Origin of the sequence: Mesorhizobium sp. M0590 (assembly GCF_040320905.1) — a bacterium.
Classification (GTDB): domain Bacteria; phylum Pseudomonadota; class Alphaproteobacteria; order Rhizobiales; family Rhizobiaceae; genus Mesorhizobium.
In genome coordinates, this window is sequence record NZ_JAMYQN010000003.1 from 198959 (window position 1) to 222488 (window position 23530).

Annotated in this window: 27 protein-coding genes; 10 read left to right on the forward strand and 17 right to left on the reverse strand. The window is 63.0% G+C overall.

What is annotated here, in order from left to right:
* Positions 1–125: 125 nt before the first annotated feature.
* Together NKI52_RS08000 and lgt are read right to left on the reverse strand one after the other, a co-directional pair.
* The gene (locus tag NKI52_RS08000; protein WP_352697545.1) at positions 126–1214 is read right to left on the reverse strand and encodes a class I SAM-dependent methyltransferase; all 1089 of its coding nucleotides are present in this window, start codon (positions 1212–1214) and stop codon (positions 126–128) included.
* On the reverse strand, positions 1211–2092 hold the full coding sequence (gene lgt / locus NKI52_RS08005; protein ID WP_352697547.1) for a prolipoprotein diacylglyceryl transferase: 882 nt from the start codon (positions 2090–2092) through the stop codon (positions 1211–1213). The genes NKI52_RS08000 and lgt overlap by 4 nt, the downstream gene beginning before the upstream one ends.
* Before the next feature lie 131 nt (positions 2093–2223).
* On the opposite strand from lgt, the gene NKI52_RS08010 reads away from it, so the two are divergent.
* From NKI52_RS08010 to NKI52_RS08020, 3 genes are all read left to right on the forward strand, one after another.
* A complete protein-coding gene (locus tag NKI52_RS08010) occupies positions 2224–2526 on the forward strand; it encodes an accessory factor UbiK family protein (RefSeq protein WP_352697676.1) in 303 nt (100 codons plus the stop codon).
* Between the two features lie 331 nt (positions 2527–2857).
* Complete coding sequence (locus NKI52_RS08015; RefSeq protein WP_023678420.1) at positions 2858–3358, forward strand: type III secretion system chaperone family protein; 501 nt, start codon at positions 2858–2860, stop codon at positions 3356–3358.
* A 6-nt stretch (positions 3359–3364) separates the two neighbouring features.
* Complete coding sequence (locus tag NKI52_RS08020; RefSeq protein WP_352568003.1) at positions 3365–3724, forward strand: tRNA-binding protein; 360 nt, start codon at positions 3365–3367, stop codon at positions 3722–3724.
* Between the two features lie 12 nt (positions 3725–3736).
* Here the strand turns inward: NKI52_RS08020 and NKI52_RS08025 are convergent, their stop codons facing one another.
* From NKI52_RS08025 to NKI52_RS08040, 4 genes are all read right to left on the reverse strand, one after another.
* Positions 3737–4759 (reverse strand): glycosyltransferase family 4 protein, encoded by a 1023-nt coding sequence (locus tag NKI52_RS08025; protein ID WP_352697549.1) that lies wholly within the window; start codon positions 4757–4759, stop codon positions 3737–3739.
* A 205-nt stretch (positions 4760–4964) separates the two neighbouring features.
* The gene (locus tag NKI52_RS08030; protein ID WP_352697551.1) at positions 4965–6380 is read right to left on the reverse strand and encodes an ATP-binding protein; all 1416 of its coding nucleotides are present in this window, start codon (positions 6378–6380) and stop codon (positions 4965–4967) included.
* 51 nt (positions 6381–6431) lie between these two features.
* Positions 6432–7151, reverse strand: coding sequence for a response regulator (locus tag NKI52_RS08035; protein ID WP_352697553.1), 720 nt, complete (start codon positions 7149–7151; stop codon positions 6432–6434).
* On the reverse strand, positions 7138–7665 hold the full coding sequence (locus tag NKI52_RS08040; protein WP_352697555.1) for a MarR family winged helix-turn-helix transcriptional regulator: 528 nt from the start codon (positions 7663–7665) through the stop codon (positions 7138–7140). Before NKI52_RS08040 ends, NKI52_RS08035 begins: the two co-directional genes overlap by 14 nt.
* A 249-nt stretch (positions 7666–7914) precedes the next feature.
* Between NKI52_RS08040 and NKI52_RS08045 the strand changes: the two genes are divergently transcribed.
* The 3 genes from NKI52_RS08045 (at position 7915) to NKI52_RS08055 (ending at position 10082) form a co-directional block, all read left to right on the forward strand.
* Positions 7915–8808, forward strand: a complete 894-nt coding sequence (locus tag NKI52_RS08045) for a branched-chain amino acid aminotransferase (RefSeq protein ID WP_352456927.1) — start codon at positions 7915–7917, stop codon at positions 8806–8808.
* 145 nt (positions 8809–8953) lie between these two features.
* Positions 8954–9265 (forward strand): hypothetical protein, encoded by a 312-nt coding sequence (locus NKI52_RS08050; RefSeq protein WP_023678412.1) that lies wholly within the window; start codon positions 8954–8956, stop codon positions 9263–9265.
* Between the two features lie 175 nt (positions 9266–9440).
* A complete protein-coding gene (locus tag NKI52_RS08055; RefSeq protein ID WP_352697557.1) occupies positions 9441–10082 on the forward strand; it encodes an MBL fold metallo-hydrolase in 642 nt (213 codons plus the stop codon).
* A gap of 69 nt (positions 10083–10151) precedes the next feature.
* On the opposite strand, the gene NKI52_RS08060 is transcribed toward NKI52_RS08055, so the two are convergent.
* From NKI52_RS08060 to NKI52_RS08070, 3 genes are all read right to left on the reverse strand, one after another.
* Entirely contained in the window at positions 10152–10562 is a 411-nt protein-coding gene (locus NKI52_RS08060) for a BA14K family protein (RefSeq protein WP_352697559.1), read from the reverse strand.
* Between the two features lie 192 nt (positions 10563–10754).
* Positions 10755–10967 carry a cold-shock protein gene (locus tag NKI52_RS08065; RefSeq protein WP_006202521.1) on the reverse strand — a complete coding sequence of 71 codons (213 nt, stop codon included), beginning with the start codon at positions 10965–10967 and terminating at the stop codon, positions 10755–10757.
* A gap of 227 nt (positions 10968–11194) precedes the next feature.
* Positions 11195–11407 (reverse strand): cold-shock protein, encoded by a 213-nt coding sequence (locus NKI52_RS08070; RefSeq protein WP_006202520.1) that lies wholly within the window; start codon positions 11405–11407, stop codon positions 11195–11197.
* Between the two features lie 491 nt (positions 11408–11898).
* Here NKI52_RS08070 and NKI52_RS08075 point away from each other — a divergent pair, with 491 nt between their 5' ends.
* Positions 11899–12300 carry a Kazal-type serine protease inhibitor family protein gene (locus tag NKI52_RS08075; protein ID WP_352456930.1) on the forward strand — a complete coding sequence of 134 codons (402 nt, stop codon included), beginning with the start codon at positions 11899–11901 and terminating at the stop codon, positions 12298–12300.
* 138 nt (positions 12301–12438) lie between these two features.
* On the opposite strand, the gene NKI52_RS08080 is transcribed toward NKI52_RS08075, so the two are convergent.
* A complete protein-coding gene (locus NKI52_RS08080; RefSeq protein ID WP_023678408.1) occupies positions 12439–12684 on the reverse strand; it encodes a hypothetical protein in 246 nt (81 codons plus the stop codon).
* The gene (locus NKI52_RS08085) at positions 12681–12947 is read right to left on the reverse strand and encodes a hypothetical protein (protein WP_352697561.1); all 267 of its coding nucleotides are present in this window, start codon (positions 12945–12947) and stop codon (positions 12681–12683) included. Before NKI52_RS08085 ends, NKI52_RS08080 begins: the two co-directional genes overlap by 4 nt.
* A gap of 367 nt (positions 12948–13314) precedes the next feature.
* Here NKI52_RS08085 and NKI52_RS08090 point away from each other — a divergent pair, with 367 nt between their 5' ends.
* From NKI52_RS08090 to NKI52_RS08100, 3 genes are all read left to right on the forward strand, one after another.
* Positions 13315–13497, forward strand: coding sequence for a hypothetical protein (locus NKI52_RS08090; RefSeq protein WP_023678406.1), 183 nt, complete (start codon positions 13315–13317; stop codon positions 13495–13497).
* A 10-nt stretch (positions 13498–13507) separates the two neighbouring features.
* Entirely contained in the window at positions 13508–13774 is a 267-nt protein-coding gene (locus NKI52_RS08095; protein ID WP_352567998.1) for a DUF1488 family protein, read from the forward strand.
* A gap of 184 nt (positions 13775–13958) precedes the next feature.
* Positions 13959–15614, forward strand: coding sequence for a tetratricopeptide repeat-containing sulfotransferase family protein (locus NKI52_RS08100; protein WP_352697563.1), 1656 nt, complete (start codon positions 13959–13961; stop codon positions 15612–15614).
* On the opposite strand, the gene NKI52_RS08105 is transcribed toward NKI52_RS08100, so the two are convergent.
* The 6 genes from NKI52_RS08105 to NKI52_RS08130 all read right to left on the reverse strand — a co-directional run bounded on the left by NKI52_RS08105 (position 15601) and on the right by NKI52_RS08130 (position 23474).
* Positions 15601–15954, reverse strand: coding sequence for a DUF1428 domain-containing protein (locus NKI52_RS08105; RefSeq protein WP_352697565.1), 354 nt, complete (start codon positions 15952–15954; stop codon positions 15601–15603). The two genes, NKI52_RS08100 and NKI52_RS08105, sit on opposite strands and share 14 nt — an antisense overlap.
* A 57-nt stretch (positions 15955–16011) precedes the next feature.
* Positions 16012–16440: a VOC family protein gene (locus tag NKI52_RS08110; RefSeq protein ID WP_352697567.1), complete on the reverse strand. Its 429-nt coding sequence runs from the start codon at positions 16438–16440 to the stop codon at positions 16012–16014.
* A gap of 127 nt (positions 16441–16567) precedes the next feature.
* Positions 16568–16741 carry a hypothetical protein gene (locus tag NKI52_RS08115; RefSeq protein ID WP_023719167.1) on the reverse strand — a complete coding sequence of 58 codons (174 nt, stop codon included), beginning with the start codon at positions 16739–16741 and terminating at the stop codon, positions 16568–16570.
* A 104-nt stretch (positions 16742–16845) separates the two neighbouring features.
* On the reverse strand, positions 16846–18375 hold the full coding sequence (locus tag NKI52_RS08120) for an ABC-F family ATP-binding cassette domain-containing protein (RefSeq protein WP_352697569.1): 1530 nt from the start codon (positions 18373–18375) through the stop codon (positions 16846–16848).
* Between the two features lie 441 nt (positions 18376–18816).
* The gene (gene uvrB, locus NKI52_RS08125; protein WP_352697571.1) at positions 18817–22107 is read right to left on the reverse strand and encodes an excinuclease ABC subunit UvrB; all 3291 of its coding nucleotides are present in this window, start codon (positions 22105–22107) and stop codon (positions 18817–18819) included.
* A gap of 113 nt (positions 22108–22220) precedes the next feature.
* Positions 22221–23474, reverse strand: a complete 1254-nt coding sequence (locus tag NKI52_RS08130) for a hypothetical protein (protein WP_352697572.1) — start codon at positions 23472–23474, stop codon at positions 22221–22223.
* Positions 23475–23530 lie beyond the last annotated feature (56 nt).

Genomic DNA, 23530 nt, shown 5'->3' on the forward strand with positions numbered 1-23530 from the left:
CCGTATGGGCGATTTCGTCAAGCGAGTTGAAGGGGCGCAGTTGAAGGCTAGTCAGTTGAAGGCTGGCGCAGTTGATGTCGGGCGCTAGTCGGAGACGGGAGAGTGAGAGAGGCGGCAGCGAAAAGTCAATCCGTGCTTGGAAACGGCGGAACGGCAATGCCGGCGGGGAGGACGGCAAGCACCTTGAAGAGTTCGCCCATGGCCAGCGGGCCGGCGAGGCGCTCGACGTCGGCCGCGATCTTTTCGCGAGCTGCCTCATCGGCATTGGCGCCGAGCCGGCCAGCCCGTTCGAGAAGCCCCATCTTGAGCAGGAATTCACCTTGCGTTGAGAGGTGGGCATCGAGGCTGTGTGCCCGAACGGTTGCCGCGAGGGCAGCGAAATCGACATGGGCTGTGAGATCGGCCTGCCCCGGATTGGCCAGCACGTCCTCATGACCGTGCTTGCGCAACGCCTGCAAGGTGTCGCCGATCCCGGGCTGGAGGTGACCGTAGTCGAGAAACAGGCCGGCGCCGCCAAATCCGGCAAGTCGCCCGGCGATGGCCGCCATCAGGGCGGCGCGGGCTGGCGCCACCTCGACGACGGCACCTTGCGGCGCATTCTCGGCACCCTCCGGCAGCAGCATCGGGTCAAGCGAGCCGGCGCCGACGAAAAAGCGCAGCCGGTTCGCATCGTCGAGACCGATCATCCGCTCGCGCCAGCCGGCCCCAGCGCGGACGAACTGGCGGATGGGCACCGCGTCAAACAGCTCGTTACCAACAATCAGAAGCGGCCCCTGCGGTAGTGTGTCCACGGCCTCATGCCAGGCGATGGTGGCCGACGTCCCGGCAAGCGTTCGTTTCTGGACCTCGGTCAACCGCAGACTGGTCTCGATCAAGGCGAACGATGCGCTGGCGGTAAGCGTCCGATCGAGCCGCGAAAGCGTGCGCAGCATATCTCTCATCAGCGTGCCGCGGCCGGGGCCTATTTCGGCGATGGCGACCGGCGTCGGCCGGTCGATCGCCAGCCACGCCTGGTAGAGCCAGATGGCGACCAGTTCGCCAAACATCTGGCTGATCTCCGGTGCGGTGATGAAATCGCCGGCAGCGCCGAACGGCTCGCGTGTCGTATAATAGCCGTCCTGCGGATCGAACAGGCAGAGCGCCATGTATTCGCTGATGGGGATCGGTCCCACCGCACCGATCAGCTCGGCGATGCGGGTCTTCAGCCGCGTCATGCCGGCTGCGGTTTTGTCACCGGCTTGGCCGTTGCCATTGCCCAGATGCCGGCAAGCACCATCGGCAGTGACAGCACCATTCCCATGGTCAGCCAGCTCGTGCCAAGGAGGTAGCCAAGCTGCTGGTCGGGCTCGCGAAAGAATTCGACGAAGATGCGCGAGGCGCCATAGCCGGCGATGAAGGCGCCGCCGACGAAGCGCGGCGTCTTCAGCTTGAGCCGCGAATGGGTGAGGAAGCGCAGGACAAGGAACAACACCAAGCCTTCGAGCAGCGCCTCGTAGATCTGGCTCGGATGGCGTGGATCGGTGCCGGCCAGGCACTGACCGGCCTGCAGAATGCGGTTGTTACAAAAGACGACGCCCCATGGCACATCGGTAACGCGGCCCCAGAGTTCGGCATTGACGAAATTCGCGAGACGGACAAGACCAAGCCCCACCGGCACGCCGGCCGCCACCACGTCAAACAGCGACCACGTTCGGATGCCGCGCGATCGGGAAAACAGCGTCATGGCGACAATGACGCCGAGCAGGCCGCCATGGAAAGACATGCCGCCCTGCCAGACGGCAACGATATCGAGCGGATGGGCGATATAGCGCTTGAGATCGTAGAACAGCACGTAGCCGGTGCGTCCGCCGAGCACCACACCGATGGCTGCCCAGACGATGAAGTCATCGAGGTCGACGGGCTTCATCGGCAGGGTGCCGTCGGGCCACAGTTTTGGGTTGGTGACGAGGCGCTTGGCATACCACCAGGCGAACAGAATGCCGACGATGTAGCCGACGCCGTACCAATGCACCGCCAGCGGTCCGATCCGGACGATGACCGGGTCGATGTTGGGAAAGGGCAGGGCGGCCAGCGGCAGCAAATATTCGCTCAACAGGGTCTCCGGGTTCCCAATCAGGTTCGGGCGCGGACCATGCGGCAGGCTTTTGGCGCGGTCAAGGCAAGCATATGCTTGCATTCCGAATCGCGCGCCACTACGTCAATTCGACCAAGCGAGGATTTGCCATGGCGACCGGACCGAACCGCATTCTCGATGAATTCGCCAAGCTGATGACCGATGCAGCCGGTGCCGCGCAAGGCGTGCGGCGCGAGGTGGAGACCGCCTTCAGGGGCCAGGCCGAGCGCATACTCAACTCCATGGACGTGGTGCAGCGCGAGGAATTCGAGGCCGCTCGCGACATGGCGGCGAAGGCCAGGAAAGAAAACACCCGCCTCGCCGCTCGCATCGAGGCGCTCGAGGCCAGGCTTGCCGAATTGACCGGTCAAGCAGCGCCTGCGGCTGCGGCAAAGCCGCGTGCAAAAAAATAACAAGAAATAAATCGTTAAACTTTTCCACAAAGCCGGATCGCAAAAAGCGCTTTGTCGTGAATCGCTTACCGGTACTGCGTGAATCTTTGTGACAGCGCCTTTCCACATGCGAATGACGCAGTGCGAAAAATTTGGCTGGTCACGCGACTCCCGATCAATAGACTGAATTTGTTGCATGATTCGGAGCAGGGTCATGCGCCGGGCGGTGGGGTCCGGTCCGGGGTCTTTGCGTTGACGAAGTCCTGGCCGTCCGAGTTCTAGGCAGAATTGTTCGAGTGTGCCTCTCCCGCGGAGCGTGTGGTGGCGCTCCCAGAACGACAGGAAGCATTTCATGGAACTTCTCGAACTCGAATTCTCCCGCGAAATCCATCCGGTGGACGTTATCGAGCAGGTGGCGCACAACAACGATTGGTCCTTCGAGCGGGCCGGTGACGACGAGATCTCGATCTCGGTTGCCGGAAGCTGGACCGACTACCACGTTTCATTCTCCTGGATGGAGGACTACGAGGCGCTGCACCTGGCCTGCGCCTTCGACATCAAGGTCCCGGAGGCGCGCGCGCTCGAGGTGATGCGGCTGCTTTCGCTGATCAACGAGCAGATGCTATTTGGCCATTTTGACCTCTGGGAGCAGGAAGGCGCCATCATGTTCCGCCAGTCGCTGCTGCTGGCCGGTGGGGTCGAGCCGTCGAGCCAGCAGGTCGAGGTGCTGCTGTCGTCGGCGCTGGAAGCCTGCGAATGCTATTTCCAGGCGTTCCAGTTCGTCGTCTGGTCAGGCACTTCGGCCAAGGATGCGTTGGCCGGCGTGCTGTTCGAAACCTACGGAAACGCCTGACCGTCGATGAGTTCGAGCAACGCGCGAAAACCCGAGATCAGCTTTGCCGATTTCGACCGCATCGACATCCGCGCCGGCACGATCGTCGAGGCCGAGCCTTTTCCCGAGGCGCGCAAGCCGGCGATCAAATTGAAAATCGATTTCGGTCCCGTGATCGGGGTGAAGAAATCCTCGGCCCAGATCACGAAATATTATACGCCCGAAACCCTGATCGGCCGGCAGGTGTTCGCTGTGGTCAATTTCCCGCCGCGTCAGATCGGGCCATTCATGTCGGAAGTGCTGACGCTCGGCTTTCCTGACGAGGAGGGCGCCGTCGTCCTTGGCGCGATCGAGCGCAAGGTGCCGGACGGCGGCAGGTTGTTCTAGCTGCGCTGTTGTTCACGCAGCCAGTTTACGCGTGGTACCCAGCGCCTCTTCGACCGTTTCCATGAACATTTCCGCGCAGGCCTTCCAGCTGTAGCGCATCGCGCGTTGCCGCGCCTCGGCGCGGTCGACATGAAGGGCGGCGAGCGCTGCTTGCCGCAGGTCGTCCGATACCGCGCCGCCGATGCTGTCGCCGACGATATCGATCGGTCCGGTGACGGGATAGGCTGCGACCGGCGTGCCGCTGGCCAGCGCCTCGATGATGACGTTGCCGAACGTGTCGGTACGGCTGGGGAAGACGAAAACATCGGCCGAGGCGTAGATCTCGGCCAGTTCGTCGTTCGGACGATGGCCAAGGAAATGGGCATCGGGATATCTGGCCTTCAGCTTCGCCAATTCCGGCCCTTCGCCTACGATCACCTTGCTGCCCGGCAGGTCGAGGTCGAGGAAGGCCGGCAGGTTCTTTTCGATCGCGACGCGGCCGACGCAGAGGAAGATCGGTCCGGGAAATCCCAGGTCCTTTCTTTTATCCGGCCGAAAATGATCGGTGTCGACGCCGCGCGTCCACGGCCGGAGCTTGGTGAAGCCGCGCGCCGCAAGATCGTCGGCAAGCGACTGGGTGGCAACCAGCGTGCCCTGTCCTGAATTGTGGAAATCACGCAGCCAGCGATAGGCCCATGCTTCAGGCACCGGCAGGCGCGCGCTCAGATATTCCGGAAAACGTGTGTGATAGCTGGTCGTGAACGGGCGGCCGGCGTTGCGGCAGTAGCGCCGGGCCATAATGCCGAGCGGTCCTTCGGTGACGATATGGATGTGGTCCACCTTGCGTGCCTCGATCAGCTGCGCCACGCGGTGCGGCGTCGTCAGCGCCAGCCTGATATCGGGATAGGTCGGCAGAGGCAGGGTGCGAAAGATATTCGGCGTCAGGAAGTCCGTCTCGATATCGAAGGATTTCAGGGTCTCCGAGAGGCGCTCCAGCGTGTGGACGACGCCGTTGACTTGCGGGCGCCAGGCGTCGGTGACCATCAGGATGCGCATGGCGGTCCCTTGGCGGCAACCTTGATTGGCTTGCCGCGATGCCTGAACGGCGACCACGCCGCCACTCTGGCCTCGCACCGGCGCACCCGGACAGGCGCGGGGTCGAAATGAGGCCGCAGGGCCGAATCAATCAGGATCGCGCGCTTCATTGGCGCTCTTCACCATGGTTTCATGACGGGCCGATGAAGGCCGGGTGTCGCTGCCGTCAAGCGGGGACCTTGATCACCGCCCGAAGGCCGCCGAGCGGGCTGCGTTCGAGGACGATGTCGCCGCCATGGCTGCGGGCAATGTCACGTGCGATGGAGAGGCCAAGGCCGGTGCCGCTGGCGTCGAGGTTGCGGGCCTCGTCCAGCCGCACGAACGGCTTGAATACATCCTCCCGCTTTTCGGGCGGAATTCCCGGACCGTCATCGTCGATGGTGACGAGCAGCGAACCGCGCCCATGATTGGCATTGATCTCCACCGACTTGGCATAGCGGAATGCATTGCCGACGACGTTGGACAGCAGCCGGGCAAAGGCATTGGGGCGCACGTGCACATGCGGATCGCCGACGAGCACGGTCGACAGCTTGCGCTTGCGCAGCGCGGCCTCCTCGCGAAGCTTATCGAAGAAGGCTTCGAGATCGAACTGGCCGGCGTCTTCCGAAGCTTCGCCGCGTGCAAAGGCAAGGTAGCCTTCCAGCATCGACTGCATGTCGGCGATGTCCTGGTCGAGTGCCTGGGTATCGGCTGCCTTGGTCCCGGCAAGCGCCAATTGCAGCTTGAAGCGGGTGAGGATGGTCCTCAGATCGTGGCTGACGCCGCTCAGCATGGCGGTGCGCTGCTCGAGCTGGCGTTCGATGCGTTCGCGCATCTGGATGAAGGCAAAGCCGGCGCGGCGGACCTCCTCGGCTCCGCGCGGGCGAAAATCGCGCGGCATCGGCCGGCCCTTGCCGAAGCTCTCGGCCGCCTCGGCCAGCGTCAGAATCGGCCGGATCTGGTTGCGCAGGAAGGGAATGGCGATCATCAGCAGCACCAGCGAGGTGCCGACCATCCAGATCAGGAAAATATGGGTGTTCGATGCATAGGCCTGGCTGCGGCGCACGAAGACGCGCAGCACCTTGTTCTCGAGCTGGACGCGGACCTCGACGATATTGGAATTGCCGACCGTATCGATCCAGAACGGACGGTTGATCTGGCGGGTGATCTCGGACGAAAGGATCTCGTCGAGGATCGAGAAGAACGGCTTTGGCCCGGGAGGCGGCAGCGGGTCGGGCGGTAGGAGGTCGACTTTCAGCTGCATGCGATCCTGGGCGATGCGAATGACGTTGGCGTAGTCGGCGTCGTGAGGATAGGTCTCTATCAGGTCGATGATGGCGGCGATGTCGCGCACCGTGGCCTGCGACAGGCGCTGCGTCACGGTCTGCCAGTGGCGCTCCATGAAGACAAAGGCGACGACCGACTGCAGCATGATCATCGGCGCGATGACGATGATCAGCGAGCGGGCATAGAGCCGCTTCGGCATGTAAAGCGACACCAGGCGCCAGAAACGGTTCCAGGCGCGCGGCACGGCCTTGAGCGCCCGCGTCGCGCGAGCGCTCAAGCCGCCATCTCCCGGCCGTTCGAGTTGCCTGGTCGCCATTCGTCTTTTCGCTCACCGGCGGCCCGGCAAAGGACCGCTGTCGGCGACATTCTATTCCACGCTGAGCCGATACCCAATACCGCGCACTGTCTGCAGCCAGACCGGATTGGACGGATCGCGTTCGATCTTGCGGCGGAGCCGATTGATCTGGACGTCGATCGTGCGCTCGCCGACCTCGGATTCATCGCCGACAAGCTCATGCCGCGGTATCGTTTCGCCGGCACGCGCAGCGAAGATCGCCAGGATTTCCTGCTCGCGGTCGGTCAGCTTGAGCGCCTCGCCGCCGCGCTTCAGCTCACGCCTGGCGATCTGGAATGTATAGGGGCCAAAGACCAGCTGTTCGACCTTAGGCGTTGTCGCGGGGCCGCCGCGGCGCAGGATATTGTTGATACGCAGGATCAGCTCGCGCGGGTCGAACGGTTTAGGCAGATAGTCGTCGGCGCCGGCCTCGAGCCCGGTGATCCGGCTGTCGGTTTCGGACAGTGCGGTGAGCATCAGGATCGGCACGTTTTTCTCCGCCCGCAGCGCCTTGGTGAGGTCGACGCCACTTTCACCCGGCATCATGACGTCGAGCACGATCAGATCGAAGTCGAGGCCGCCGAGCTTGCGCCGCGCCTCGCCGGAATTTCCGGCGACGGTGACGCGAAAGCCGTTTTCGGTCAGATACTGTTTCAGAAGATTGCGGATACGGGTGTCGTCGTCGACCACAAGCAGATGCGGCGCATCGTCTTCCGGTGCTGTCGGATGATCAACCCTCTCAATGGTCTCCATGGCTTTTCCCTGACATCTTTGCGGGCACAATGTCGATCTGCGCCCTTAGTTCCGGATTGACCATCGCTTCAAGGAACCGTTCGATAACGGCGCGTTCGGTGGCTCCGGAATCTTCCAATGCAGCATGGATGCGGCGCGACTGTGGCCGCGCCAGCGCCAGTGCCAGCGCACGGCCCTTGGCCGTCGGATAAAGCTCGCGCTGGCGGCGGTCGCGAGGGCCCTGCAATTGCACGATATGGTCGGTGTCGATCAGTTGCTTGAGCACGCGCGCCAGGCTCTGCTTGGTGATCTTGAGCACGTCGAGGAGTTCGGCGACCGTCAGACCGGGCCGGCGATTGACGAAATGCAGAACCCGGTGATGGGCACGGCCAAAACCGTATTCGGCCAGGATCTGGTCCGGATCGGAGGTAAAGTCGCGATAGGCGAAGAAGAACAACTCGATGATGGCGAAATCGATGCCGTCCTCGTCGGTGATCGCCGTCCTGATCGGTTCTGCGGCTGCGTGGCTCGTCATCTTTTCTCCGTGTGAAGCAGGAAATTATGTCAGCACTATTGACGTATTTTCCGCGCGATGCTAATTTTTGGCAAGCTTTTCGGCGGATTGCGAACGAAAAGGCAAGCGAAGCCGTTTTTTCCGGAACTTCCTGAGTTTGCCAGACCTTAAATATCCGCCTACGCTTTGAGACAATGGCCGCCCACAGCGGCCGAAACGAAACACGCAACGACACAATGATGTGCGGGCCGCCGCCCGCGGGAGGTTACCATGGCATCCGTTCCCTTCGACCAACTGGACGGCTTTATCTGGATGAACGGCGAGTTCGTCAAATGGGCCGACGCCAAGATCCACGTCTTGACCCACGGGCTGCACTACGCCAGCGCGGTATTCGAGGGCGAGCGCGCTTACGGCGGCGAAATTTTCAAGCTGACCGACCACACCGAACGCCTGCATGAATCGGCGCGCCTGCTCGGCTTCAAGATACCCTACTCGGTCGCCGAGATCGACGACGCCTGCCGCTCGCTGTTGAAGAAGCAAGGTTTCCAGGACGCCTATGTCCGGCCGATCGCGTGGCGCGGCAGTGAACAGATGGGCGTTTCCGCACAGAACAGCCGGATCAACTGCGCCATCGCCATCTGGCAGTGGCCAAGCTATTTCGACCCGGCGCAGAAGCTCAAGGGCATCCGGCTCGACATGGCCGAATGGCGCCGCCCCGACCCGCGCACCGCACCGTCGAAATCGAAGGCGGCCGGCCTCTACATGATCTGCACCATGTCCAAGCATGCCGCCGAGGCCAAGGGCTATGCCGACGCCATGATGCTCGACTGGCGTGGCCAGGTGGCGGAAGCGACAGGCGCCAACATCTTCTTCGTCAAGGACGGCAAGATCCACACGCCCAAGCCTGATTGCTTCCTCGACGGCATCACCCGCCGCACGGTCATCGACCTTGCCAAGGACCGCGGTGTGGAGGTGATCGAGCGCGCCATCATGCCGGAGGAGCTTGAAGGCTTTCACCAGTGCTTCCTCACCGGGACGGCGGCCGAGGTGACACCGGTTTCGGAGATCGGTCCGTACCGATTCGAGGTCGGCGATATCGCCAAGACATTGATGAACGACTATTCTGCGGCGGTTCAACCCAACCACGCGATTGCTGCAGAATAACGAAAGTCACAGGTTTTTTATCAAGTAGGGGCGGTTTTCGGGCCGCGCCTTTTATTTAAGCGTTTGCGCATTTGACTTTCATTCAATTCGGCGTCTCATGATGGCGTCGGCCTGGGAGGCTGGCAGCTATGGAGGGACTGGAAATATGGATATGAACACGCTTCTTCCGATCATTATTCAGGTGATTACGGGCATCATCGGTGGCCAGGCGGTGGGTGCGGCTATCAAGAGTGCGGCGATGGGGCAGCTTACCAAAATCCTGGGTGGCGCTGTCGGCGGCGTCGGCGGTGCGGCCATCCTCAACAGTCTGCTGGGTGGCGCGGTCGATCCGGCAGCAGCCGCCACGGCGGCAGGGGCCGGCAGCGCGTTGAACATTTCAAATATCGTTGGCGGTGCCGGCGGCGGCGCCATCCTGACCGGCATCATCGGTGCGGTCATGAACGCGATGAAGAAATAAGCTTCGACGATTCAGGTTTTCAAATGGGCGGCTTCGGCCGCCCATTTCGTTTGCCGTTTGTGGAGCGGTGGACGCCGTTCGCGTGTGTCTCTACATCAGTGTATGGTTCAAGGTTGGAGCTCTCCTGACGCGTTCGAGGGGAAGCGCAGCACTCCGACAGCGTGAAAGGACGAATATGGGTCAGCTCAACGCCGGCATCGTGCCGGTCACGCCGTTCCAGCAGAACTGCACCATCCTCTTCGACATGGACGACAGACAAGGCGTTGTCGTCGATCCGGGCGGTGACATCGACAAGGTGCTGGCGGCGCTCGAGGACAATGCGATCACTGCCGGCGCGATCTGGATTACGCATGGCCATATCGACCATGCCGGCGGGGCCATGGAACTGAAGGAGGCGCTCGGTATCGAGATCATCGGTCCGCATGCCGCCGACCGGCCGCTGCTCGCCAATCTCGAGAACCAGGCGAAGCGCTACGGCATCACCGATCCCGTGCGCAACTGTGTCCCCGACCGGTTCCTTGCCGAAGGCGAGACCGTTTCGTTCGGCTCACACGAGTTCGAGGTGCTCCATTGTCCGGGCCATGCACCCGGCCACGTCGTCTACTATAGCCGGGCTGCGAAGTTCGCCCATGTCGGCGACGTGCTGTTCCGCGGTTCGGTCGGCCGCACCGATCTGCCGGGCGGCAACCACGCCGCGCTGATCGCCTCGATCAAGGAGAAGCTTTTGCCGTTGGGCGACGACATCGGCTTTATCTGCGGCCATGGTCCCAGCGGCCGTTTTGGTGAGGAGCGGCGGAGCAATCCTTTTCTGGTCTGAAACCGCTTGCCGGAAACAAAAAGCGCGGCCTGTGCGACCGCGCTTTTTTCCGACGGGAAACTGCCTCCGCTAATTGGCGGTGCAGAAATGCTGTTCGCCGTCATAGCCGGTGAACGTGCCGGTACGGGCGTTGAAGCTCCGGTAGCGGTCCGAGCAGTATTCGTACCAGCCGCGGGTCCACGGCTCCGCATAGCTTTCGGCATAGGCCACTCGCGGCTGCAAGTAATAACGGCGCACCGGGGCAGGCCTGTAGTATTCATCATCATAGGCCGGGTCGTAATAGCGGGGCTGCGGGCTGGCGAGCGCACCGCCGATCAGGGCACCGGCCGCAAGGCCGAGCACGCCGGCCGCAACGGCGTCGCCGTGGCCGTGGTGGCGGCGGTGATGGCGCCATTCGTCGGCATTGGCCGCGGGCAAGGTCGCAAGCGTGGTCGCAACGACCGCGGCGGACAGGATGGCAGTCTTGAAAATTCGGTTCATGTCGGTCTCCTTCGTGCCGGCCCGGGTCGTTTTCGGGGGATGCGGTCCGGCTTTAACGAAGATTAATATGCGACCGTGGCTGAACGGGGGCTGAACGAAATTTGACCAGGCGGTTCATCTAACTGGGCGGTTCAAGCGTGCGGCAAACACCGCAGGCCAGACCGGCCCACGTCCATTCTGTCCGGGGGTGGTTCAGCCGATCGACAGGTTGACGGCTTTCGGACCCTTGCCGCGCTTGTCCGGCTCGGTGTCGAATGTCACTTTCTGCCCATCCTCAAGACCGGGAAGACCCGACGCCTGCACGGCCGAAATATGGACGAAGACATCCTTTGCCCCGTCGTCCGGCGTGATGAAGCCGAAGCCCTTGGCGTGATTGAAGAATTTGACGGTGCCGGTCTGCGGCATGGGAAGCTCCTTTGATCCCACAAGTCCAGTCTCGGGCCGGCAAATGCCCGGACGGAAATTTGTCCTTTATTTTAGTGCCATCGGCAAGAGAAAGTTTTGCGGCTGCGGGCAAGCATCCCGGAACACAAAAGGCGCGACGAAAACCGCCGCGCCTTTACAGAATTCAAGTTCACTCCAAAAGCCTTGCAGCATCCTCACCCCGAAAGGACGCGCGGCACGCTGTGGTTTCAGGCAGCGCGGAGATTGACCGCTTTCGGACCCTTGCCCATACGGTCGGGCTCGACATCGAAGGTGACCTTCTGACCGTCGACGAGCGTGCGCAGCCCGGAAGCCTCGATCGCCGAGATGTGGACGAACACATCCTTGGCGCCGCCATCGGGCGTGATGAAGCCGAAGCCTTTGGTAGCGTTGAAGAATTTAACGGTGCCGGTCTGGGCCATTGGGGAAACTCCTTCACCCGTGTCAGTCTTGGTGGTTCCGCCCGCCGCCTGGCGCCGTGGGCAAGTCCCGGTGGTTGCTTCGGCAGTCATGCATTGGCGCATGGGTAAAACCCCCCGCCGAAAACGGGGCTGTCAGAGATTCACAGTATCGGGGAAAGGTCGTCCAAAACGTTCCGCTCTCCGGGTCGCAAATGCCCGAACACAAAATTTATCGCACGGAAACGTGATCCTTGCAAGACACAGCCGCGGGCGGCCCCAACAGGCGCATCCCGACGCATCGCACCGATAGTCCCGGTTCTCTGCGCGGTCATCGGCCAGACTTCACCCAGGCATGGTCCAGCCAGCGGGGCAGGTGCTGTCTTGGCTTGCGCCGCCATACCGCCCTGGCTCGCCAGTTGCAAACAGGGGTTGCATCTGGCAGCGGAATGACGAGGATCGGCCTGACCCAGGCACCATTTGTGCAGGCAGGAGTTTCGAGGGAGGGAACATTCATGCGGTTTCTTGCGGCAATCTTTCCGCGGCAGGTTTTTTCCATCCTGTTCCTGTCGGTAATTCTCGCAGCCTGCACCGTCGTGGTGGATGATGAGGGGCCGGGGCCGCGCCCGCCACGGCCGGGGCCGCAATTCTGCACTAGGCAATATGACCCGGTCTGTGCCCGGCGCGGCGGCGACCGCCAGACCTTCGCCAATGCCTGCCTTGCCGAACGGGCCGGATACCGCATCATTCGCGAGGGCGAGTGCCGCGGCGGTGGTGGTGGCGGTGAGGAGCAGACATTCTGCACCCGCGAATACCGCCCGGTCTGTGCCCGTCGCCATGGCGAACTGCGCACATTCCCCAACGAATGCGAAGCCCGCGCGGCGGATTATCGCGTCGTCGATGACGGGCCCTGCTAGCGCACCGACCTACAGCCTGGCCGGATAAGCACCATCTGGGGGCCGGCGTAGAGCTCAGCGCCGTTCCCGTTGGAGATGCGCAGGCGACGCAGATCTGCGGCACCATCAGCATGTGAAGCAGCGTTGCGGCGCGTCGGCTCAGTTGGCCGGGTTGTCGACCGGTTCGAGATTGTCTTCCGTGGTGACCCGCTCATAGGTCTCCTGATCGCTGCGGATGCGATATTGCGGCGAGCCGTCCTTGACCGGCAGCCGGCTCTTGATCTGGAACAGCTCCGCGGTCTTTTGGGCAAGGCCGGTGCGGCTCTTCATGCGGACGGTCTGGCCGACGGTGAAGATATGCGCCGGCGTGTCCGTGCGCCGCGCATTCTGCTGGAAGCGGATCATGTGACATTCTCCCGGTCGTGCCGAAGCGCTGCGTCGAGCTCGGCATGGTCAATGGCGACAAGCTGGCTGGTCGCGCTTTTCACTGTCCTTGCCGGCAGATGGATGAAAGTGGCGACGCGGCGCCAGGCAGGCCAGGACATGCCGTCGATCAGTTCTTCGTCGTGGTCGATGTCATAGTCGCCGGCCGGCTGCACGCCATCCAGCCCGCCAAGCACGAAAGGTGCCGCGAAATGCGCTATGGAATGGGTGGTGCGAGCAGACATTCTTGTGCCTCGAAGTTCTCGCTTGTGCCTTGAAGTTCTCGTGCCTTGAAGTTTCTTTCCGGCCTGCCCCGGAAGCGGAGCCTGCATTGCGGTACCAGGTGTCGGCGATTTGGATAAGTTTGGCGGGCCGAGAATCCCTGACACCGCGGGGCCAAGCATGGCCCAAAACGGTTTCATACCAATAGTCTGAAAATGCGGCTTATTCAAGAAGTTTTCGGCCTCTTACCCCTACCAACGTCAAATTACTTTTCTATAGTTATCCGCAGAACGATGATACGGTCCCGGTGCACCTCAAAAATTGTTTGAAGAACTTCCGAAAAAATTCCTCCGGCATTTGTATTTATCTAGCAATGGAAGGAAGAGAGTCATGAACTCCGCAAGAACACCGGATGTCCCGACAGTTGCAGTCAGTCCTGTCGCAAAGCCGATAAAGGTCTTGTCGCCGCGTCTCACGATAAGAAGCGACGAGGCGGCAAGGCGAAGGATTGCCGACACCGACGGCACGGCGCGGCGGGCGCGCCAGCTTGCCGAAAGCAACCGCCTGATTTGACGCGCAAGCCATGACGCTCAATTTTCCCAATCCCAGCCGCTCCTATGACGCGGCGGCCAAGCGCATTCGTTTCGTCGGCCATGACGGCATGTTCGAAGTCCCGTTCTTTGTCGAGGTCGCGGCACTTTCGGCGGCAAACCCGGCAGCAAGCGGAGCCGAGGCCGAATTTCTCAGCGCCTTCGACGCCAAGCGTTCGTCGATCCACGAGATTGCGCGCCAAGCCTACTCGCACGGCCGCAGGAACATGTATGTGCTGACGCCGGCCGACTTTCGGTAGGCTCCCCCGGGTTCGAAGTTTTGCTTCGTAGCGACCGCCGTCTGCTCTTGCACGCGCCGCAGCGATGGCCTAGATCGCGGCAGGCGGACAACACGGCAGGTTTCCCATCAACAGAGATCCGAGACAACCGGCAGGCGCACGTTACGGCTCAGGCGGACAGCCGCCGCTGGGGCTCGACCAGCACGTGCAGCAGGCGCTGCAGCTGCACCAGGCCGGGCGCCGGCAGGAAGCCGAGGCGCTTTACCGACAGGTGCTGGCGCAAAAGGCCAACCACCCGGCTGCTGCGCATTTCCTCGGGCTTCTGCTGCACCAGACCGGGCGCAGCGCCGAGGGGCTGGCGCTGATCGAACAATCGGTGCGTCTGCAACCGAACAATCCGGATTTCCTCAACAATCTCGGCACCGTGCTGCGCGACCTCGGCCGGGTCGCGGCCGCCGCCGATCTCTTCCGCAAGGTGGTGGCGATTCGGCCGGACCAGCTGGCGGCGCGTGACAATCTCGGCTCGTCGCTGAAGCAGCTCGGCCAATTCGAAGGCGCCGAGGATATTTATCGCGGCACGATCGGCCGTAACCCGTTCCATGTCCGCGCCCGCGTCGGGCTTGCCGAAACGCTGCAGGAAGCGGGCCGGCTGGATGAGGCACTGGCTGTCTTTCGCGAGGCGCTGACGATCCGGCCGAAGGATGCCGATCTTTTGCACGGCCTGGGTGTCGGGCTGATGGAAAAGGGAAATCTCGACGAGGCTGCGGATCTTTTCAGGCAGGCGCTGGCTGTGGACCCCGGCATGGCGAGGGCCTGGCTGATGCTTACCCAGGTCAAGCGCCAGAAGGAGCGCGACGCCGAGTTTGCCCGCATGGAGGCGGAGCACGCCAAGGCGCCGCAAGGCAGCCTGGCGCGCATGCAGCTTTCCTTCGGCCTCGGCAAGGCCAATGACGACCTCAGGGATTATGGCCGCGCTTTCGACTATTTCGCCGAAGGCAACGCGATCCGCCGCCAGGGCATCGACTACGACGCCGGCAAGACGCGCGGCGAGTTCGAGGCGATGAAGGCGGTGTTCGACAAGGCCTTTTTTGAAAGGCACAGGCCGAGCGGGATAGCCGACGACACGCCGATCTTCGTCGTCGGCATGCCGCGTTCCGGCACCACGCTGGTCGAGCAGATCATCGCCAGCCATCCGCAGGTCTATGGCGCCGGCGAGCTCAGCATATTGAAGACGGCGGTCGGCAAGCAGTTTCCGCTCAGCATGAAGGGCGGCTTTCCCTGGGGCATCGCCGACATGCCCGACAAGGCCTATGCCGAGGCCGGCCAGGCCTATCTCGACATGCTGCACGCCCGCTATCCGGGTTCTCGGCACGTCACCGACAAGATGCCCGGCAATTTCCTCTTGGTGGGCTTCATCCATTTGATGCTGCCGAAGGCCAAGATCATCCATTGCGCGCGCGATGCGGCGGCGACCTGCCTGTCGATCTACAAGGTGCACTTCCGAGGCGACAGCCATCGCTACGGCTACGATCTCGACGAGCTCGCCGATTTCCACAATCTGTACACCGACATCATGGCGCACTGGCACGCCGTGCTGCCTGATGTCGTGCACGACGTTCGCTACGAGGATTTCGTCGCCGACCAGGAAGGCCAGTCGCGGGCGCTGATCGCCCATCTCGGCCTGCCGTGGGACGACGCCGTGCTGTCGTTCCACCAGACCGACCGGCCGGTGCGAACGGCGTCGGCTGCGCAAGTGCGCCAGCCGATGTATCAGGGCTCGGTCGACCTGTGGAAGCGCTATGGCGAGCGGCTGAAGCCGCTGCTCAACAAACTTGATCGAGGGGCGCCTACAGCTCGATGAAGGGCTGGAAGCCGCCGAAGATCATGCGCTTGCCGTCGAACGGCATCGTCGACCAGTCCGGCTTGAGGCGTGGGTCGGCCATCACCTTGGCCATCACCACGTCGCGGCTCTGCCGCGATTCATAGACCACCCACGAGAAGATGACGATCTCGTCGTCCTTGGCCTGAACGGCGCGCGGGAACGAGGTGAGCTCGCCATAAGGGACGTCGTCGCCGACGCATTCGACATAGGCAAGAGCACCGTGCTCCTTCCAGACGGAACCTGCCGTCTCGGCCATTTTCTTGTAGGCTTCCAGATTGGCCTTGGGTACGGCGAGAACGAAACCATCGACATAAGACATTTGGATTTCCTCCTGGTAGGTTTTCCTTCTCCGGCAAGGGGCGAAGGAAAGAATGTGCTAAGCCTTCTTCACCGGTGCGTTCATTGCCCATTCGACGCCGAACGGATCACGCATATTGCCCCAGCGATCGCCCCAGAACATCACCTGCAACGGCACGACTTCCTCGCAGCCCGCCTCGACGGCTCGCTGCCACCAGGCGTCGATGTCGTCGCTACCGAGATGGAGCTGCATGGTGTAGCCCTGCGGCTTCACAGCGGCCATTCCATGCTCGGGATAGAAGTCGGAAAGCATCAGGGTCGAACCGTTGATGTGGAGATGGATATGCATGGTGCGGCCCTGTTCGTCCGGCGGATAGGCAAAGACCTGCTCGGCACCGAAGGCCTTTTGGTAAAATTCTGCGGCTTTGAAAGCGCCGTCCAGCTGAAGGTAGGGCGTCAATCCGCCAAGCACTTTGGCGGCGGGCTGGGTCTGCGGCTGGTCATTCATGTCATGCTCCTCTTTGCGTCTGGTTTGCCTTTGCGAACCACAGGACGAACGGAACGGCGACGATCCTACACGGCCGATGGTTTTTGGATTCGAAATGGCGCCTGCCGCGACGGCAAAATGCCACCTTTCAACCTTCGATGCGAATCCGCGGGCTGTTTTGCGCGTCGACGACGATTTCCGGCCAGCCAATATCTTTGCGCAGCTCGATCGGCAATGAAAGGATGGCGCGTTCGCTGCGATAACGGGCGCGAGCCGCCGAGTAACGCGTCACGGCGTGACCTATGGATGACAGAATAGACATGATGCTTTCTCCTCGATTGGCGCCGGCATCACCGTGTCGGCAACCCAAGGACGTGGCATGCGATCATCATCCGACAGAGCGCCGGAATTTTTTTCCGCAAGCCTTCAGCCGCCGGCTTCGGCAACCTCCCGGAAGAACTCCTCCGGGCTGTCGATCTCGGTCAATCGCCGTTTCTCGATCAGCCAGAAGCGGTTGCCAACCGCGCGGATGAAGGAGCGGTCGTGCGAGGCAAGCAGGCAGCTCGCCTGATGTTCCAGCAATTCCGCTTCCAGTGCTTCCTGACCATCGATATCGAGATGATTGGTCGGCTCGTCGAGTAAATAGAAATTGGGATTGGCGAGCCTCAGCGCCAGCATCATCAGCCGTGCCTTCTGTCCGCCCGACAGCACGCCGATCCTGCGCTCCTGCATGTCGATGCTGACGCCGGCGCCCGCCAGCAGCGAGCGGGCGCGCTGCTCGCCGACATCGAATCTGCGCGAGAGCATCGCCAGCGGCGTGTCGTCGCCGCCGATGCCCGACAATGCCTGGTCGCTATAGCCGAGCACCGTCGACGGCGTCACCTTCAGGCTTCGCGCCGCCGTTTCCGGCTCGACGATGGCGTTCCGGATCAGGCCGATCAGCCGTGACTTGCCGACGCCGTTACGGCCGAGCAGGACGATGCGGTCGCCTTGGCGGATGTGGCGCTTGCCGGTGCTGAACAGAACCGTGCCGTCAGGTGTTCCGACCACCAACTCGTCGAGCGTGATCAGCACCTTGGCATGGCTGCCGCGGTTGGCGAGCTTGATCGCGCCCGCCGACTTTTCGCGATGCGCGGGGGCTGCGACCGCCTCGAGGCGCTGGGCGCGTTGGTTCAGTTGCCTGGTCTTGACCGTCAAAAGATCGCTGCCGGAATTGATGCCGATATTGTTCAGCTTGGCCGCTTGCCGGCGCAACTGCTGTGCCATCTTCATGTCGCGCTGGAACTTGCGTTCGGTCGCGGCATCGACCTCGTCCAGTGCAAGCCGCGCCCGCGAATAGGGCAGCGAAAACACCGGCGACTGTTCGGGGCGCAGGAACAGCGTCCGGTTGGTCGTCGCGTCGAGGAACGCCCGGTCGTGGCTGGCGATCACCAGCGGCACCTCACGTGGCAGCGCGTTCAGCCAGGTCTCGAGCTGGCTGATCTTGCCGAGATCGAGGTGATTGGTCGGCTCGTCGAGAAGCAGGACGTCGGGATCGGTGACCCAGACGCGGGCGATCAACGCCAGCCTTTGCCAGCCGCCGCTCAGCGCCTGGATTGGCCGCTCGCGCATCGGCTCCGGCACGTCGAGCGAGTCGAGAACCACGTCAACGCGCCATTGCTCGCTTTCGGCCTGCTCGGCCGGCAAGGCGTCGGCCACCACCTCATGAAAGCTACGTCCGGCCAAGGCTGCGGGGACGACCTGCTCGACATAACCGACGCGCAGGCCGCGCGTGCGGGTGATGTCGCCTGTGGTGGCTTCGATCTCGCCGGTCAGGCACTTCAGCAAAGTGGATTTGCCCCGACCATTGGCGGCGACGATGCCGAGCCGGTCGCCGGTGCCGATGGTGAGGTCGAGGTTGGACAAGAGCGGCGCACTCATGGTGACGCCGAGAGACTTGAGGCTGATCAGGGCCATGTCGATTTCTCTGGTCTGTCCGGAGTGAATTCCGGTTCAATGCACTTTGACGGTGCGCAGGCTGGCCATCAGGCTCAGCGTTGCAGCACCACGAAGGGCGGACCAAAAAAATCGAAGCGGGAAGAAAAACCCGGACCGTCTCTGGTCAGCCCTGCAAGCAAGCTCGCAGGGCAGGGACAGGGCCGCGCTGACGGTGGTGAGAAAATAACACGCAGCCCTCCTTTCAAGACGTTCGAGTTGTAGAAACTGGCTACACCAAGGGTAGGGCCGATGGCAAGTGGCTAGGCTCCCCCTTCTCCACTTGTGGGAGAAGGTGGCCGCGAAGCGGTCGGATGAGGGGTGCTCCAGCTTGGCACCGACGGCGATCCGTCCAGCACCCCTCAACCGTCTCGGCGCTGCGCGCCGATCCACCTTCTCCCACAAGGGGAGAAGGGAAGCTCGCTACCGTCCCGGCCGTCCCGTCTTGCCGGGACGGCGCTTTTCGCGGCGGGCGTCGGCGGGGTCTTCGTAGGAGCCGATGCCGGCGCGCTGGCGGGCAACAGGTTTGGCGGAATCGTCGCGTTCCTTCGCGCCCCCCTCTGCCCTGCCGGGCATCTCCCCCACTTGGGGGGAGATCGGCTGCGGCTTCGCCGGCACTCTTCCCTCAACAGGCTTTTCTGTGCGCCGCACGGTCATCTCATCCAGCGAATTCTTCCTGAACAGCGGCTTGGTGGAGTCACCGGGGATGCCGAAATCGGAGCCGTGCGCTTCTTCGGCCGACTGTTTCTTGAACAGTGAACGCGACACCGCGCCGGCCGGCGTCGGCATGTCGGTGCCCGGCCCCATTGCGTCGAGCGACGGTTTGGCAAAGAGCGGCTTCTTGACCGGTACGGCGCCGTCGGCGCCCATCTCGTCGAGCGCGGGCTTGCGAAAGAGGTTGGGCCGGGCCGCCTCTTCGGCGGCACGTGCCTCGTCGAGCTTGCGGAAACGCTCCTGTTCCTCAGCCGTACGATGTTTGGCCATGCCCTTGTTGTGCTTGCCCTTTTCGCGGCCCGAGACCGGGCTTTCCATGTCGGCATATTTGGCCAGCGGATCGTCGGAGATGGACAGTTCCATCTCGCGCAGCCGTTTGATCTCGTCGCGAATGCGGGCGGCCTTCTCGAAATCGAGGTTGGCGGCGGCGTCGCGCATCTGCTTGTCCAGGGCGTCGAGATGCGCCTTCAGATTGTTGCCCATCATCGCGCCGGCGCTGTCGGTGAACTGCGAAATGTCGGCGCGGACATGGTCCTTCTCGTAGACCGAGTCCAGGATGTCCGAAATGCGCGACTTGACCGATTCCGGGGTGATGCCGTTGGCCGCGTTCCACTCCATCTGCTTTTCGCGACGGCGGTTGGTCTCGGCCATTGCCCGCTCCATCGAGCCGGTGATCTGGTCGGCATAGAGGATGACCTTGCCGTCGACGTTTCTGGCGGCGCGGCCGATGGTCTGGATCAGCGATGTCTCGGAGCGCAGGAAACCTTCCTTGTCGGCATCGAGAATGGCGACGAAGCCGCATTCGGGAATGTCGAGGCCTTCGCGCAGCAGGTTGATGCCGACCAGCACGTCGAAGGCGCCGAGGCGCAGGTCGCGCAGGATCTCGATGCGCTCCAGCGTGTCGATGTCGGAGTGCATGTAGCGCACGCGTATGCCTTGCTCGTGCAGATATTCGGTCAAATCCTCGGCCATGCGCTTGGTCAGCACGGTGACCAGCGTGCGGTAGCCCGCCTTGGTGGTCTCGCGGATTTCGCCGACAACGTCGTCGACCTGGCTCTTGGCCGGGCGCACTTCGACCGGCGGATCGATCAGGCCGGTCGGGCGGATGACCTGTTCGGCAAAGACACCGCCGGACTGCTCCATCTCCCAACCGCCGGGCGTTGCCGAAACCGCAACGGAAAGCGGGCGCATGGCGTCCCACTCCTCGAAGCGCAGCGGCCGGTTGTCCATGCAGGACGGCAGGCGGAACCCATACTCGGCCAGCGTCGCCTTGCGGCGAAAGTCGCCGCGATACATGCCGCCGATCTGCGGTATGGTGACGTGACTTTCGTCGACAAAGACCAACGCATTGTCGGGGATGTATTCGAACAAGGTCGGCGGCGGATCGCCCGGCTGGCGGCCGGTCAGATAGCGCGAGTAATTCTCGATGCCGGCGCAGGAGCCGGTCGCTTCCAGCATCTCCAGGTCGAAGCGGGTGCGCTGCTCAAGTCGCTGCGCCTCCAGCAACCGACCGGCCCGTTCGAGTTCGACCAGCCGGTGCTTGAGCTCTTCCTTGATCGATTTGATGGCCTGATTGAGGGTCGGACGCGGCGTCACATAGTGCGAATTGGCGTAGATCTTGACGCTCTTCAGCTCGCCGGTCTTCTGTCCCGTCAGCGGGTCGAATTCGGTAATCGCCTCGATCTCGTCGCCGAACAGCGAGATGCGCCAGGCGCGGTCCTCGAGGTGGGCCGGGAAGATCTCGATCGTGTCGCCGCGCACCCGGAACGAGCCGCGGACGAAGTTGATGTCCTGGCGCTTGTACTGCTGGGCGACGAGGTCAGCGAGCAACGCGCGCTGGTCGAGCCGGTCGCCGATCTGCATCTGGAAGGTCATCGCCGTGTAGGTCTCGACCGAGCCGATACCGTAGATGCAGGACACCGAGGCGACGATGATGACGTCGTCGCGCTCGAGCAGCGAGCGCGTCGCCGAATGGCGCATGCGGTCGATCTGCTCGTTGATCGAGGATTCCTTCTCGATGTAGGTGTCGGTCCGGGGCACATAGGCCTCAGGCTGGTAATAGTCGTAGTAGCTGACGAAATACTCGACGGCGTTTTCCGGGAAGAATTTCTTGAATTCGGAATAGAGCTGCGCGGCCAACGTCTTGTTGGGCGCCAGGATCAGAGCGGGGCGCTGCGTCTCCTCGATCACCTTGGCCATGGTGAAGGTCTTGCCCGAGCCCGTGACGCCGAGCAGAACCTGGGTGCGGTCGTTGCTGCTGACGCCCTCGACGAGATCCTTGATCGCCGTCGGCTGGTCGCCGGCGGGCTCGAAATCCGAGACCATCTTGATGGCGATGCCGCCTTCGGATTTTTCCGGCCGGGCGGGACGGTGCGGCGTCCACAGCACGCCGTCCTTATGCAACGGATTGCCGGATTCGATCAGCGCCGACAGCGCCGCGACGGTGGCGGTGACGCCGCCCGAGGCCATTGTCTCGGCCTCTTCCAGTGAGACATCGAGGCCGGCGACAGGGTTGAGACCGGCCGCAGTGCGCTCCCGCGCCGAAGCCGCGCCGCCCATCGAGGTACCGCGTGCCGTACGGCCGGGGGAAGAGGAGCGCTCGGGGATTTTCTTGGCAGACTTGGCGCCTTCCCTCCCCCTCGAGGGGAGGGTGGCGGCGGAGCCGCCGGGTGGGGTCGGTGCGGCAGTACTCGACGTTCCTTTGCGTCCCGCGCTGCCTCCGGCGACCCCCTCTGTCGCCTTCGGCGACATCTCCCCCTCGAGGGGGGAGATTTGGCGCCCTTCCTTCTCGGCTTCCTGCTCTATCTGCTCGGCCCAGTCGGCGATCGAGCCGGTCAGCGGGGCGCCGGTGAACTCGGTCTGCGGCGCCTCGGCAAAGCCGCCCTTGTACAGGGGCTCCGACGCATCGAGGAAATCGGTCAGCGGACTGCGCCGCTTGGGCGGTGAAGCGCGCTCGTCATTCGCCGGCGGAGGCGTTTTCTTGTCGGACAGTCTGGCCATGGCCCGAATATGGGAGGTATCGGCCAAAATGGAAAGAGCGGAGTGGCGGGTGGCGCGAGGCGCAATCCAGCTGCTGACAGAAGGGTGTCAGGAGCACCCTCCACGTTTCCCGCTCAATTAAACCAAAGCGCGAACGTCAGAAACCCGGCGCCGCCGAATTGGCGTTGGATCTGATCGAACTCCTCGCTGGTGAGAATCTTCCCGCGTTCGAGATAGGGCGCGATGGCCGGGCCGGTGATCGACAGCACCAGGTCGAAGGGCTTCGGCTCGTCGAAGAAGCGCTTCATGTTGATGCCTTTGTCGGCGATGCGGAAATGCGGCAGCAAGGTGCGGCCTTCCAGCAGATCCTCGGCCATGGCCAAGGCGGCGAGCCAGGCCTGCACCTGCTGCTCGCCGACTTCGAGGCCGGTCAGCGGGCTGGCGCCTTTTTGCTGCGGGCCGGGCAGCCATTCACGGTCATTGTCGGTTTCGGCTCGGATGGCTTTCCAGTCCTCGCGCGACAGCCGGATCATTTCCATGAGATGGCGGCGCGCCGCTTGCCGGCGCTCCGGCTCGACCACTTGCCAGTTGATGAGATGGACCAGCGAGATGAAATCGGCGATGCGCCATTCGGACGACAGAATGCCGCCGCTCATGCCGCCGTCCGGCGGAACGAGCGTGTCCTGCAGCGGTAGTTTGGCGCGCGGGAACAGCATGTGGAAGGAGCCGTCGAACGTGTCCCTGAAATCATGCGCCAGCCAGAAGTCGGCCTGCGCCATCAGGAACTCGGCATAGCCCTGCAGCCAGTAGCCGTCGGCGCGGTCGAAGCGGAAGATGAGGGCGGGTGCGGCCGCGTCTGGCGCACCGCCGCCGCGTGACAGAGACGCCATGATCGCCGCGGCGCTTTCGTCCGGCGCGATCGTACCGTCCTCGTTGAGGTCGATGCCGAGGCGGGTGAGGTCGATGACCATGCCGATGTCCGCGTCGGCGGGTACCGAACCCAGCGTGGCTGCGGATTTCTCCAGCCGGTCGCGGAAGGCGACGAGAATGGCGCGGAATTGTTCGTAGGTCAGCGGCTCGGGATTGGCATTGTCCGGCACCGGCAGCCGCATCAGCGGCAGCATGAAGGATTGCGGGCTGTCGAAACCGTGGCGGTGCAGACCGCCGGCCAGGATCTCCAGCGCTGTGAAGAATTCGCCGGCGCCGGCGGCGTAGGCGGCTGCCGGATCGCCTGGCGCGGCGGCTTCCAGAGCGGCAAGAGCGCTGTCGCGTTCGGCTACGATTTTTGCCTCAAACAGGGCCGCCGCTTCGGGAGCCGCGGCGCTGGGTAAAGCCAGCGGCAGGAGAAGAATGATGGCGCACGCCACCAGCCTGGAAAAACGCTTCATCGTGATCGCCCCTTTTGTCGCTCCGCAGTGGATCATACACGCATTTGGTTCGCTGC

Excerpts from the sequence above, each read along its gene's own strand:
- NKI52_RS08015 (WP_023678420.1), top strand. The coding sequence starts at position 2,858 with ATGGAACTTCTCGAACTCGAATTCTCCCGCGAAATCCATCCGGTGGAC.
- NKI52_RS08090 (WP_023678406.1), top strand. The coding sequence starts at position 13,315 with ATGAACTCCGCAAGAACACCGGATGTCCCGACAGTTGCAGTCAGTCCT.
- NKI52_RS08070 (WP_006202520.1), bottom strand. The coding sequence starts at position 11,407 with ATGGCCCAGACCGGCACCGTTAAATTCTTCAACGCTACCAAAGGCTTC.
- NKI52_RS08110 (WP_352697567.1), bottom strand. The coding sequence starts at position 16,440 with ATGAATGACCAGCCGCAGACCCAGCCCGCCGCCAAAGTGCTTGGCGGA.
- NKI52_RS08010 (WP_352697676.1), top strand. The coding sequence starts at position 2,224 with ATGGCGACCGGACCGAACCGCATTCTCGATGAATTCGCCAAGCTGATG.
- NKI52_RS08075 (WP_352456930.1), top strand. The coding sequence starts at position 11,899 with ATGCGGTTTCTTGCGGCAATCTTTCCGCGGCAGGTTTTTTCCATCCTG.
- NKI52_RS08080 (WP_023678408.1), bottom strand. The coding sequence starts at position 12,684 with ATGATCCGCTTCCAGCAGAATGCGCGGCGCACGGACACGCCGGCGCAT.
- NKI52_RS08060 (WP_352697559.1), bottom strand. The coding sequence starts at position 10,562 with ATGAACCGAATTTTCAAGACTGCCATCCTGTCCGCCGCGGTCGTTGCG.
- NKI52_RS08055 (WP_352697557.1), top strand. The coding sequence starts at position 9,441 with ATGGGTCAGCTCAACGCCGGCATCGTGCCGGTCACGCCGTTCCAGCAG.
- NKI52_RS08120 (WP_352697569.1), bottom strand. The coding sequence starts at position 18,375 with ATGGCCCTGATCAGCCTCAAGTCTCTCGGCGTCACCATGAGTGCGCCG.
- NKI52_RS08065 (WP_006202521.1), bottom strand. The coding sequence starts at position 10,967 with ATGCCGCAGACCGGCACCGTCAAATTCTTCAATCACGCCAAGGGCTTC.
- NKI52_RS08000 (WP_352697545.1), bottom strand. The coding sequence starts at position 1,214 with ATGACGCGGCTGAAGACCCGCATCGCCGAGCTGATCGGTGCGGTGGGA.
- NKI52_RS08115 (WP_023719167.1), bottom strand. The coding sequence starts at position 16,741 with ATGTCTATTCTGTCATCCATAGGTCACGCCGTGACGCGTTACTCGGCG.
- NKI52_RS08130 (WP_352697572.1), bottom strand. The coding sequence starts at position 23,474 with ATGAAGCGTTTTTCCAGGCTGGTGGCGTGCGCCATCATTCTTCTCCTG.
- NKI52_RS08105 (WP_352697565.1), bottom strand. The coding sequence starts at position 15,954 with ATGTCTTATGTCGATGGTTTCGTTCTCGCCGTACCCAAGGCCAATCTG.
- NKI52_RS08095 (WP_352567998.1), top strand. The coding sequence starts at position 13,508 with ATGACGCTCAATTTTCCCAATCCCAGCCGCTCCTATGACGCGGCGGCC.
- uvrB (WP_352697571.1), bottom strand. The coding sequence starts at position 22,107 with ATGGCCAGACTGTCCGACAAGAAAACGCCTCCGCCGGCGAATGACGAG.
- NKI52_RS08040 (WP_352697555.1), bottom strand. The coding sequence starts at position 7,665 with ATGACGAGCCACGCAGCCGCAGAACCGATCAGGACGGCGATCACCGAC.
- NKI52_RS08085 (WP_352697561.1), bottom strand. The coding sequence starts at position 12,947 with ATGTCTGCTCGCACCACCCATTCCATAGCGCATTTCGCGGCACCTTTC.
- NKI52_RS08020 (WP_352568003.1), top strand. The coding sequence starts at position 3,365 with ATGAGTTCGAGCAACGCGCGAAAACCCGAGATCAGCTTTGCCGATTTC.
- NKI52_RS08045 (WP_352456927.1), top strand. The coding sequence starts at position 7,915 with ATGGCATCCGTTCCCTTCGACCAACTGGACGGCTTTATCTGGATGAAC.
- NKI52_RS08025 (WP_352697549.1), bottom strand. The coding sequence starts at position 4,759 with ATGCGCATCCTGATGGTCACCGACGCCTGGCGCCCGCAAGTCAACGGC.
- NKI52_RS08030 (WP_352697551.1), bottom strand. The coding sequence starts at position 6,380 with ATGGCGACCAGGCAACTCGAACGGCCGGGAGATGGCGGCTTGAGCGCT.
- NKI52_RS08050 (WP_023678412.1), top strand. The coding sequence starts at position 8,954 with ATGGATATGAACACGCTTCTTCCGATCATTATTCAGGTGATTACGGGC.
- NKI52_RS08035 (WP_352697553.1), bottom strand. The coding sequence starts at position 7,151 with ATGGAGACCATTGAGAGGGTTGATCATCCGACAGCACCGGAAGACGAT.